At 66.0% G+C, this 9,973-nt stretch carries 10 protein-coding genes; 2 read left to right on the top strand and 8 right to left on the bottom strand.

Translation table 11 applies throughout. The features are described from left to right. Nucleotides 1–155 precede the first annotated feature (155 nt). The 3 genes from ACP16H_RS04835 to ACP16H_RS04825 all read right to left on the bottom strand — a co-directional run bounded on the left by ACP16H_RS04835 (nt 156) and on the right by ACP16H_RS04825 (nt 2,403). A complete protein-coding gene (locus ACP16H_RS04835; RefSeq protein ID WP_425071121.1) occupies nt 156–1,349 on the bottom strand; it encodes a UbiH/UbiF family hydroxylase in 1,194 nt (397 codons plus the stop codon). A 59-nt stretch (nt 1,350–1,408) separates the two neighbouring features. Then, nucleotides 1,409–1,612, bottom strand: coding sequence for a hypothetical protein (locus ACP16H_RS04830; RefSeq protein ID WP_425071120.1), 204 nt, complete (start codon nt 1,610–1,612; stop codon nt 1,409–1,411). A gap of 137 nt (nt 1,613–1,749) precedes the next feature. Further along, nucleotides 1,750–2,403: a pyrimidine 5'-nucleotidase gene (locus ACP16H_RS04825; protein WP_425071119.1), complete on the bottom strand. Its 654-nt coding sequence runs from the start codon at nt 2,401–2,403 to the stop codon at nt 1,750–1,752. A gap of 111 nt (nt 2,404–2,514) precedes the next feature. Here ACP16H_RS04825 and ACP16H_RS04820 point away from each other — a divergent pair, with 111 nt between their 5' ends. Then, the gene (locus ACP16H_RS04820; protein WP_425071118.1) at nt 2,515–3,156 is read left to right on the top strand and encodes a GntR family transcriptional regulator; all 642 of its coding nucleotides are present in this window, start codon (nt 2,515–2,517) and stop codon (nt 3,154–3,156) included. A 3-nt stretch (nt 3,157–3,159) separates the two neighbouring features. On the opposite strand, the gene ACP16H_RS04815 is transcribed toward ACP16H_RS04820, so the two are convergent. Both ACP16H_RS04815 and carA read right to left on the bottom strand, forming a co-directional pair. Then, a complete protein-coding gene (locus tag ACP16H_RS04815) occupies nt 3,160–4,926 on the bottom strand; it encodes a glycosyltransferase family 2 protein (RefSeq protein WP_425071117.1) in 1,767 nt (588 codons plus the stop codon). A gap of 443 nt (nt 4,927–5,369) precedes the next feature. Then, complete coding sequence (gene carA / locus ACP16H_RS04810; protein WP_425071116.1) at nt 5,370–6,515, bottom strand: glutamine-hydrolyzing carbamoyl-phosphate synthase small subunit; 1,146 nt, start codon at nt 6,513–6,515, stop codon at nt 5,370–5,372. Between the two features lie 192 nt (nt 6,516–6,707). Between carA and ACP16H_RS04805 the strand changes: the two genes are divergently transcribed. Beyond that, on the top strand, nt 6,708–7,169 hold the full coding sequence (locus tag ACP16H_RS04805; RefSeq protein WP_425071115.1) for a GatB/YqeY domain-containing protein: 462 nt from the start codon (nt 6,708–6,710) through the stop codon (nt 7,167–7,169). Nucleotides 7,170–7,473: 304 nt separating this feature from the next. On the opposite strand, the gene ACP16H_RS04800 is transcribed toward ACP16H_RS04805, so the two are convergent. The 3 genes from ACP16H_RS04800 to ACP16H_RS04790 form a co-directional block, all read right to left on the bottom strand. Then, nucleotides 7,474–8,430 carry a hypothetical protein gene (locus ACP16H_RS04800; protein ID WP_425071114.1) on the bottom strand — a complete coding sequence of 319 codons (957 nt, stop codon included), beginning with the start codon at nt 8,428–8,430 and terminating at the stop codon, nt 7,474–7,476. Beyond that, nucleotides 8,430–8,924, bottom strand: a complete 495-nt coding sequence (locus ACP16H_RS04795; RefSeq protein ID WP_425071132.1) for a DUF2244 domain-containing protein — start codon at nt 8,922–8,924, stop codon at nt 8,430–8,432. Before ACP16H_RS04795 ends, ACP16H_RS04800 begins: the two co-directional genes overlap by 1 nt. Nucleotides 8,925–8,999: 75 nt before the next feature. Next, nucleotides 9,000–9,863 (bottom strand): hypothetical protein, encoded by an 864-nt coding sequence (locus ACP16H_RS04790; protein ID WP_425071113.1) that lies wholly within the window; start codon nt 9,861–9,863, stop codon nt 9,000–9,002. Nucleotides 9,864–9,973: the final 110 nt, after the last annotated feature.

Genomic DNA, 9,973 nt, shown 5'->3' with positions numbered 1-9,973 from the left:
CCCGACGCGCCCTTGCCGGGCGCGGTGGAGGCTCTGCCTCCACACCTCCGAGGTATTTTCATCAAGATGAAGGGAGAGGGGAAGTTTCGTCTTCATCTTGACTGAAATACCGCGGGGGAGTGCCGAAGGCACGGGGGCACAGCCCCCTTTGGGCCTCAACTGCCTGCGCCGAGGCCCAGTTTCATCAGTGATGTCCGGACCGGCTTCAGGCTATAGAGCGCGTCCAGACCCTTGGCACGCAGGTCGCGCAGGGGTTGCGACGACATTTGCGAGATGCGGTTCAGCGCCGTGATTCCTGCCACGCGGGCGCGGATGTCGGTGATGCGGCGGCGGTGGTAGGCGTCGAGCATCTGCGCGTCGCCAAGGCGGTCGGGTGCGGCGATGGCGAGGTCGCGGAGCGCGATCATGTCCTTCAGGCTCATGTTCAGGCCCTGCGCGCCGATGGGCGGCACGACGTGGGCGGCCTCGGCCACGAGGGCGAGGCGCTGGCCCGTCAGATGGTCCGCTTCCTGCGCGATGATCGGCCAGATGGTGCGGCGCGAGGCCAGTTTCAGCGGGCCGAAGAGGTGGCAGGAGCGTTCGGACATTCCGGCCTCGAAGGCCTCGGGGTCCAGGTTCATGCGCGCTTCGGATTTCGGGCCGTCGTCCATCCAGACGATGGCCGAGGAGGGGCGGCCATTGAAATCGGGCAGTGGTACGAGGGTGAAGGGGCCGCCGGTGCGGTGAATCTCGGTCGAGACGTTGTCGTGCGGGATCGGGTGGGTGACGGCGAAGGCCAGCGCCTTTTGCCCGAAGCGGGTGGTTTTTACCCCGATCCCTGCCGCCTGCCGCATGGGCGAATTGCGTCCGTCGGCGGCGATGACCAGCCGGGTGCGGACACGGCTGCCGTCGGAGAGGGAGACGCGCGCCTCGCCTTCGCGGGTGAAGAGGCCGGTGGTTGCCGTGCCGGGGCGGAAATCCACATGGGCCAGTTCGCCAAGGCGCGCGGCCATCTCGCGCCGGAGCAGCCAGTTGGGCAGGTTCCAGCCAAAGGGCTTTTCGGAAATGTCGTGCGATTCGAAGTCCTTTACCACGCGGGGTTCCGGCAGTTCGCCGCCCGCATCGACGATGCGCATGGTTTGCAGCGGCATGGCGTGATCGGCGAGACGGGTCCAGAGGCCCACCTCTTCGAGGAAAGCCTGCGCGGGTTGCAGGAAAGCGGTGGTGCGCAGGTCCGAACCTTCGGCCTCGCGGTCGGTCACCGGGGGGGCGGGGTCCACCACCAGCGTGGAGAACCCGGCCTGTGCAAAGGCGGCGGCTGCGGTCAGTCCCGCGATGCCGCCGCCCGAGATCGTGATGTCGTAATCCATGGCGTCACTCCTTGCGCCTGTAGATAGGACGCGCGGGCGGGAATGACCATGCGACGGGATTACTTGCCGACGGTGATGAGCAGCAGCACCGTGTACATGACCGGCACCATGGCCAGCGCGATCATGGCCAGCGCGGGCAGGCCCCAGGTCCAGGTGGCCAGAGCAACGATGGCGACGAACAGTGCGACGACCATGAGGATGGCTTTCTCGACGGCCATCGGGGTGGTTTCGGTGTGGGTCGTGGTGGCTTCGGTCACGGACATGCGTGGGTCTCCTGTGTGATGTCGCGCGACAGATATATGTTTGTTTCGGAATTCATACGTTCAAAATGTCGCATATGAGGCTAAAACCCTTCATATCCGCGTGAGCTGCGACAATGTGACCGGAAAATCCGGTGAATTCAGCGGCTTGTATACTTTAGCACACCGGAAAGGAAGCTGTTCAGGTCGTCCGTATGGTGGTGGATGTGCTCTGCTGGGGCCGGTTCGGGGGCGACGTGGACCGTCGCCATGCCGAGCGCGTGGGGCACCTTGAGGTTGCGCGGATCGTCCTCGAACATCACGGCGCTGGACGGGTCGAGACGGTCGAGGGCAAAGACCGCGTCGAAGGCTTCGGGCAGGGGTTTGGGGACGTAACCGGCGTGTTCCACGCCATAGATGGCGTCGAAGGCGTCTTCGAGCCCGCGGGCTTTCAGCACCTGCGCGGCGTAGGGGGCCGAGCCGTTGGTATAGACGATCTTGCGCCCCGGCAGTTGTGCGATCAGTTCGGCGAGGTGGGGATCGGGGGCCAGTGCATCGAACGAGATGTCGTGGACTTCGTGCAGGTAGGCATCGGCGTCGATGTCATGGTGATGCATCAGCCCGGCGAGCGTGGTGCCGTGCTCCATCCACCACGTGTGTCGCAGGCTGTCGGCTTCGGCGCGTGCCACGCCGGCGGTGCGCATGACGAAGTCGGTCATCTTGACCTCGATCTGGTCGAAGAGGCGCATGGCGGGTGGGTAGAGCGTGTGGTCGAGGTCAAAGACCCATGTGCGGAGGCGTTCGAAGCGTTTCATGTGGCCAGATAACCCTGCCTGCGGCATCGAGGCAATCGCATGCGGTGCCAACGCGCTTGTATGCGCTAACAGCAAGGGTCTATCTTGCGCGGAAGATTTCAAGGAGTGCCCATGGCCCAGCCGAAGACCGCCCAGAAAGATGCCTATACGCTGATCCTCGATGCGATCGATTCCGGCATCTACCGCCCCGGCGACCGGCTGGTGGAGAGCGAGTTGGCGGAACGCTTTGGCGTGTCGCGGACGCCGATCCGCGAGGCCTTGCAGCGGCTGGAGACGCAGAGCCTGCTGGCACGGGACGGGCGGTCGCTGATCGTGGCGTCGCTGGACCATAACCAGATGGCCGAACTTTACGCGGTGCGGACCGAGCTGGAGGGGCTGGCGGCGCGGCTGGCGGCGCGTCACGCCACCGAGGAAGAGGTGCGCGTGCTGCGCGACATGGTGGACGAGGACCGGCAGTTGATGAACGATCCTGCGGCGCTGGCACGGGCGAACCGGCGGTTCCACAAGATGATCCACCTCGCCTCGCACAACCGGTTCCTGGTGCAGCAGCTGGACCTTGTGCATCGGTCGATGGCGCTGATGGGCGCGACGTCCCTTGCGGCGCAGGGGCGCGGCGAGATTGCCATGGCAGAGCATCAGGCGATCGTCGACGCCATCGCGCGGCGCGACGAGGATGCGGCGTACAAGGCGTTGAAGGACCATATCTCGGTCGCGTTTGTCACGCGGTTGAAACTGGAGACTCGCGACGTCTGAGGATCAGACCCGCGTATCGGGCGGCAGGTCTGCGTCGGGGCGATCCGGGGCGGAGTGGCCGTGCTGGGTCTTGTCCCAGTAGAAGGGTTTGGTCAGCGTCTCCCAGAGCGCCTTGTAGATGGCGAGTGTCCCAAGGGGGAAATAGGCAAACAGCGTCGGCACCCAGTGGTACATTCCGCGATGGGGACTGCGCGCGAGGGCGGTGATGCCGACGACGAGGGACGCGGCCTCGGCGCTGAGGAAGAGGCCGGTCATGAGCAGGATGCCGCGGTCGTCCATGTAGCGGTCCATGGGGTGCGGCAGCCCCGCGAGGATCAGCCAGAAGGACCACAGCACGGGTGCGAGGGCGAACTGGAACAGGGTGCCGAGCAGCAGTGCCTGCATCCCGAGAAAGCGTTTGGTCCCGAGATCGCGCCACAGCCGGAACGGGCGACGCGAGTGCACCCACCAGGTGATGCCGTAACCCTTCAGCCAGCGTGAGCGTTGCTTGACCCAAGGCCAGAGACGGTTGTTGGCCTCCTCGCGGGTGACGGTGCGGATGAGCTCCGTGCGCCAGCCATTGCGGGCGAGGCGCATCCCGAGGTCCGCGTCTTCGGTCACGTTATGGGCGTCCCAGCCGCGCACGGCCTCCAAAACGTCGCGACGGAAGAACACGGTGGTGCCGCCCAAGGGGACGGCGAGGCCGAGGCGGGCGAGACCGGGCAGCAAGACGCGGAACCAGCTGGCGTATTCGATGGTGAAACACCGCGACAGCCAGTTGGCGCGCGGGTTGTAGTAATCGAGGATGCCCTGAACGCAGCCCACGTCGGGCGGGGCGCTGTGGAAATGCGCCACGACCTGATCGACCTGATCCGGGGCGGGCGCGTCCTCGGCGTCGTAGATGCCGACGATCTGCCCTCGCGTGAAACGGAGCGCGTAGTTCAGCGCGCGGGGCTTGGTCTGGATCTGGCCGGGAGGCACGGTGATGGTGCGCATCCATGGCGGCAGGCGGGTGTGGCGCAGCGTGTCGCGGGTGACGCTGTCAGAGGCCTCAAGCACCAGCACCACGTCGAGCAGCGTCTTGGGATAGGTCAGTCGTGACAGGCGGGTGATGAGGGTCGATGCGATCTCGGGCTCGCGGAAGAGTGGCACGAGGATCGAGACGGTCGGTGGGTTCTCCGGCAGGCGCGCGGGGCGGGCAGAGACGCGGCGGGGGAGCGCCAGAAGGGCGGCGAGTTTGAGGCCCTGATTCACCAGTAGCGACCCCAAGGCCAGCGCCAGCGCCCCGGCAAAGAACACCTGCGGGACCAGCACCAGAAGCGCCACGCCCAGCAGCGCCAGCAGAATCGCCACGGCGGTGGCGCCGGGGCCTGCGGTGTTGAGGTCGCGGCAACTGTCCTCCTCCGGGACCCATGTTTCGGCGGCGGCGGCCAGCGCCGCGCCATGGCGGGCGGCGATTTCGTCGTGGATGTCGGATTCCAGCGCGAGCGCCATGAGGACAGGGCCGAAGTCGGGCGGCAGCACGGTTTGCAGGGTCTCGAAAGACTCGGGGCGGGCGGTGGCCAGCACCAGCGTTTCACCGAGGCGAATCCACGGCAAGACCCCGTGTTTCAAGCAGAAATCGGCGGGCAGCAGGTGTCCGAGGTCCACATCTGGCGGCGTGTTGACACGGTCGAGAACCATGGCGCCGTAGTGCTGGGCCTGCGCCGCAAGGACGTCCTGACGGGAGGCGAGCGCCTCTGCCGCGATGACCTTTGCCACGGGCTGGCCGAGGCGGGCGGCCTCTGCCATGGCGCCCAACATGCTGCGCGGGGCGCAGTGACCATTTTCCAGCAGAATATGGCTGACAGGCTGTCCCCGGTGATCCCGGGACTGTGCGAGCGCTGTCTGCGAAAGGGTTGGGGTTGGGTGGGTCATGGCGGGACGATGGTCGCCGCAAGACGCTTAAGAGGTGGTTAACCGCACCCGAAATTGCCGCATATTTTCAGTGTGTTAATGGATGGTAAACGCGACCCGCCGTCGTTAGGAAAACGTTCCGGGAGCGAAACGGGAACGGGTTCGACCCTTGGGTGAGCGGCCACAAAACGCTCGACGCTGGGTTTAATCCAGTCCGACAGGTCGTCCGGTCAACGCCGACCTTTCTGACAGTGATTCTTTTCGACGAGGTTAACCGGGCGCCGATGAAGCGCCCGGGGCCCCGGATCAAAGCAGTAAGGCGGTCAGCCTGTCGAGGATCAGCCCATCGAGGCGGCGAAACGCTCGAACAGGTAGAAGCTGTCCTGCGGGCCGGGCGAGGCTTCGGGGTGGTGCTGCACGGAGAACACCGGGCGATCCATCATGCGGATGCCGCAGTTGGAGCCGTCGAAGAGCGAGACATGCGTCTCTTTCACGCCGGAGGGCAGGGTCTGGCTGTCCACGGCAAAGCCGTGGTTCATCGAGGTGATCTCGACCTTGCCCGACTCCACGTCCTTCACCGGGTGGTTCGCGCCGTGGTGGCCGTGGTTCATCTTGATGGTCCGGGCACCCAGCGCCAGCGCAAGCATCTGGTGGCCGAGGCAGATGCCGAAGATCGGCAGCTCGGTCTTGTCCAGCAGGTCGCGGATCATCGGGACGGCGTAAGCCCCGGTCGCGGCGGGGTCGCCGGGGCCGTTGGACAGGAAGACGCCATCGGGATTGTGCGCCATGACGTCGTCATAGGTGGCCGAGGCGGGAAGAACGGTGACCTCGCAGCCTGCCGAGGCGAGGCAGCGCAGGATGTTGCGCTTTGCGCCGTAATCCACTGCAACCACTTTGTGTTTTGCGTCTTTCTGGCGGGCGTAGCCCTCGGGCCAGGCCCAACGCATCTCGTCCCAGCGGTAGGATTGGGCGCAGGTCACGTCCTTGGCGAGGTCCAGCCCTTCGAGGCCCGAGAAGCCGCGTGCGGCGGCGACCAGGGCGGCAATGTCGAAGTTGCCTTCGGGGTCATGGGCGAGGGCCACATGGGGCGCGCCCGACTGGCGGATGGCGCGGGTCAGGCGGCGGGTGTCGATGCCGCCGATGGCGATGCGGCCCCGTGCCGCCAGCCATGCGGACAGGTCCTGCACCGAGCGCCAGTTCGACGGATCGGTCGGCATCCATTTCACCACCATGCCCGCCGCGACGGGATCGCTGGTCTCGTCATCCTCGGGCGTGACGCCGGTGTTGCCGATGTGGGGGAAGGTGAAGGTCACGACCTGGCCCGCGTAGGAGGGGTCGGTCATGATTTCCTGGTAGCCGGTCATCGCGGTGTTGAAGCAGAGTTCCGCCGTGACCTGGCCGGTGGCGCCAAAGCCTTGGCCGTAGAAGATCGTGCCATCGGCAAGGGCGAGGCAGGCGGTGGGCGCGGGCTTGGCGGCAGGCATGGGCGACTCCGGGGCTTTGGGGGGCAAATCGCGCGGAACCTAAAGCGGTCGGCATGGGGGGTCAAGGGCAGAAGGTGAATTTGAATTATTGTTTAAATTCAGTGTTTTATGCTGGGATTGGGGTGAGTTGCGCGTCAGCTTGGGTTCCTGTATGTTGCGCGCTTGTGAAATGAAGACCGGAGAATTCCAGGGATGCAACTGCGCGAGAGGGTCAACGCGGCCGTCAAGCAGGCGATGAAGGACAAGGAAGCCGCGCGGCTTTCGACCCTGCGCCTCATCAACGCGGCGATCAAGGATCGCGACATCGCGGCCCGTGCCGATGGCAACGACAACGGTGTCGACGAGGCCGAAGTGCTTGCGATCATGGGGAAAATGGTCAAGCAGCGCCGCGAGAGCATGAAGACCTACGAAGAGGGCGGTCGACTGGACCTTGCAGAGCGCGAAGCGGCCGAGATCGAGGTGATCGAGGAGTTCCTGCCGCGCCCCCTGTCGGAGGCCGAGGTTAACGCAGCGATCGATGCCGCCGTGGCCGAGGTCGGCGCGGAGTCGATCCGCGACATGGGCCGGGTCATGGGCGTGCTGAAGGGCAAGTACACCGGGCAGATGGACTTTGGTGCCGTGGGTGGTCGCATTAAGGAACGGCTGGCGTCCTGACGCTTTTGCCGTTCAGACCTGTTGAAATTTGGTTGACGAAAAGGCCCCCGACGGCGAGTCGGGGGCCTTTTGCGCGCGGTGCCTGCAAAGGTTCACGCAACGCGCGGTGGGGTTCCGGGGCGTTCGGTGGGTCTATCTGGTAGGCCGATCCGCGTCAGGCACAAGGCGGCGGGGCGCGGATTTCCCGGCGGCGGGAGCCGGTCCGGATCGCGGGATCCAACCGGCCGCTTTCAGGGGGGAAACCGGCCGGTTGTTAACCAATGATACGTGACGCTGCGTCACCAAAGGTTAACACGCGGATTTTTCAGGCCTCGGCCTCTTCGGGGAGGGGGAAGCCCTCGGCGATCTTGGCCAGTTCCTCTGTGTCGTCGATGCGGAAGCGTTCGACGAATTGCGTCTTGAAGCTGACACGCCCGCGGCGCGCGCCGAAGTTCTCGCCGTGGTTCAGGACGTAGAGCACCGCCGGGAAGGAGATCGGTGACAGCGTGCGCCCGGCGAGGCGCGCGAGGTAGGGGAACATGCGGTGCTCGTGCTGGGTCATTTCCTCGAGGAAGCGCGCGGATTGGGGCACGTCCGGGTCATGGGCCAGCGCGGCGCAGGAGCCGCAGAGCTTCCAGAAGGGTTTGCGCATCGGCTCCTTGAGCGTGGGCGCATCGGCCAGCGCGATGACGCCGGTGGAATCGTCCATGACGAGGCCCTGTTCGATGAGGTAGCCACCGGGGGCCTGACGGCGCAGCATTTCCTTCACCAGCCCTTGGCGCATGAGATCGTCGGCGTCGAAGGACATGACGTAACAGGGGCCGGTGTCGAGCCGGTCGAGCTGGCGGTAGAGGGTGGCGAGCTTGCGCCACTTGTCATTGCCGGGGGTCGGGTCCTCGAAGGGCAGGAAGTGGATGCGGCGGTCGTCGGGCAGGTTCTCGGGGCGGCTCTGGCAACAGATGATGGCCTGCCAGTGCGGGTCGTTCTGCGCCTGCATGCAGTGCAGCGTGGCGCGCAGGCGGGTGGTGACGGCGTCCCAGTCGCCCACCTGTTCCGGGCCGACAAGGGGGATGAGAAAGACCACCTGTTTGCGCAGGGGTGGCACGCGGGTGGCGATGGCGTCACGCAGGGCGAGGGCGGCGGCCTCGGAGGGGATCGGGTCGAGCTTGTCCACGAGGTCGTTGCGCCCGAGGCGGGCGGCGAGGGACAGGACGAGGCGGCGCCATTTCGGCGTGGCGGGGGCCTGGTTTCTGACGGGTGCCTGATTTCTGACGGGGGCCATCAGCTTTCCTTTGCGCGGCGCAGGGCGGTGACGAGATCGGTGTGGAGCGCCTTGCGCTCGTCCTCGGAGAGGAAGGCACCGATTTCGACCTCGCGGCCTTTGCCCTTGAGAGTCACGTAGTACGGGACCGGGCCGCCGCGCTCGTGCAGCGTGACGGTGACCCAGTAGGTGTTGCTGTCCCATTCCTGCGTCGAGCCATCGGGGTTCTGCCGCAGGAGGTGGGTGGTGTTGCCGGTCACGCTGAGCGTTTCGAGGATCTGGCGGTCGCGGTTGTTGCGTCGCAGGCCGTAGTACAGCCCGCCGGTGGCGATCAGCATGAAGGGCAGGAGGCCCCAGAGGAGTTTGGTGCCGAGGACGCCGTAGAGCGGGATCGAGGCGGCGGTGAAGAAGCCGAGCACCATGGCGGCAAAGCCCTTGGCGGACAGGGCGTTGTGCGGCCAGAGGCGTAACTCCTGGCGGGGGGCATCGGCGGGCATGGTCCACTGGTAAGGCATGAAGGCTACGGTCAATCGGTCGGATACCCGGGCAGCGGGCAGGTCAGGTGCAGTCTGGCACGGCGGACGGGGCTGTCAAAGGGGGGCGGTACGATTTGTCGCCAGCACACGGTCGAGCGCGGCCTGCAAGGCGCATCGTTGGGCTTCGGTGCGTTGCCCGATGCAGGATCGCCCGAGCTTCAGCAGTGCGCCATCGAGGAGGGCCGGATCGGTCTCGACCTTCAGAGCGCGAAGCAGGCGGTAGCGCTCGAAAGTTTCCTCGAACTCCGAGAAGGGGGTATCGGGTTCGACATCCTCCAGCCGCAAGGGGCCGAAGCGTCGCAGGATCGGTTCCAACACCTCGTGCGCATGGCGCGGCTTCAGGCTGAGGAAGATCAGCCGTCCGACCTGATCCGCCATATGCGGGATCTGCGCGGGGTCCAGCGCCAGCGCCAGCCCCACCGTCTTGATGATGTTGCTCGACGAGTTGAACAGGTAGGGCGAGGCGCGGCGCGGCACGAGGGCGTTCAGCGCGTCGATGGCGGTGCGGCAAAGCGCGGGCAGGCGCGGGTCCTCCAGAAGCAACGCGCGGTTGATCGCGACATTCAGCACGGAGAAGCGCATGTGCAATCCGTCCATCCGCAGGACGTCGCGTTGCGGCAGGGCGGATGCGAAGGCCCATGCCTCGTCCAGACGCGGCCCCAGCGCAGACAACATGTCCGTATCGACGGATTCGAGCGCCTTGTGCGCGCAGGCGATCAGCGCGTAGGTCCGGTCAAAGGGGCGCAGCACCGGCGCATCGGCCAGCGTCCGCAGCAGGACCAGCTGTTCCGAGAGGGCAGCCGGGCGGGTGCCCTTGCGGTAGATCAGTCCTTGCATCGCCTTGCGTCGGGCGCGCGGGCCGAGACCGGCCAGAACGTCCAGGGCCTGCGCGGCACTCATCGGTCGGAAGTCTGTCATCTACGCCCTCTTGCCGGGAGATCCGGCGCCTCAGACCCGTCCCAATGCAGTCGAAGCCTACGGCTGTTTAGTCCGCTGCGGGCGGGGGATCAATGCACCACCCGATGTGC

Source organism: Sagittula sp. S175 (assembly GCF_049800975.1).
Classification (GTDB): domain Bacteria; phylum Pseudomonadota; class Alphaproteobacteria; order Rhodobacterales; family Rhodobacteraceae; genus Sagittula.
Note: the sequence above shows the minus strand (reverse complement) of the source record. Positions and strands in the feature narration are given on the sequence as shown.

Excerpts from the sequence above, each read along its gene's own strand:
- ACP16H_RS04825 (WP_425071119.1), bottom strand. The coding sequence starts at position 2,403 with ATGAAACGCTTCGAACGCCTCCGCACATGGGTCTTTGACCTCGACCAC.
- ACP16H_RS04835 (WP_425071121.1), bottom strand. The coding sequence starts at position 1,349 with ATGGATTACGACATCACGATCTCGGGCGGCGGCATCGCGGGACTGACC.
- ACP16H_RS04805 (WP_425071115.1), top strand. The coding sequence starts at position 6,708 with ATGCAACTGCGCGAGAGGGTCAACGCGGCCGTCAAGCAGGCGATGAAG.
- ACP16H_RS04800 (WP_425071114.1), bottom strand. The coding sequence starts at position 8,430 with ATGGCCCCCGTCAGAAATCAGGCACCCGTCAGAAACCAGGCCCCCGCC.
- carA (WP_425071116.1), bottom strand. The coding sequence starts at position 6,515 with ATGCCTGCCGCCAAGCCCGCGCCCACCGCCTGCCTCGCCCTTGCCGAT.
- ACP16H_RS04795 (WP_425071132.1), bottom strand. The coding sequence starts at position 8,924 with ATGCCTTACCAGTGGACCATGCCCGCCGATGCCCCCCGCCAGGAGTTA.
- ACP16H_RS04830 (WP_425071120.1), bottom strand. The coding sequence starts at position 1,612 with ATGTCCGTGACCGAAGCCACCACGACCCACACCGAAACCACCCCGATG.
- ACP16H_RS04820 (WP_425071118.1), top strand. The coding sequence starts at position 2,515 with ATGGCCCAGCCGAAGACCGCCCAGAAAGATGCCTATACGCTGATCCTC.
- ACP16H_RS04790 (WP_425071113.1), bottom strand. The coding sequence starts at position 9,863 with ATGACAGACTTCCGACCGATGAGTGCCGCGCAGGCCCTGGACGTTCTG.
- ACP16H_RS04815 (WP_425071117.1), bottom strand. The coding sequence starts at position 4,926 with ATGGCAGAGGCCGCCCGCCTCGGCCAGCCCGTGGCAAAGGTCATCGCG.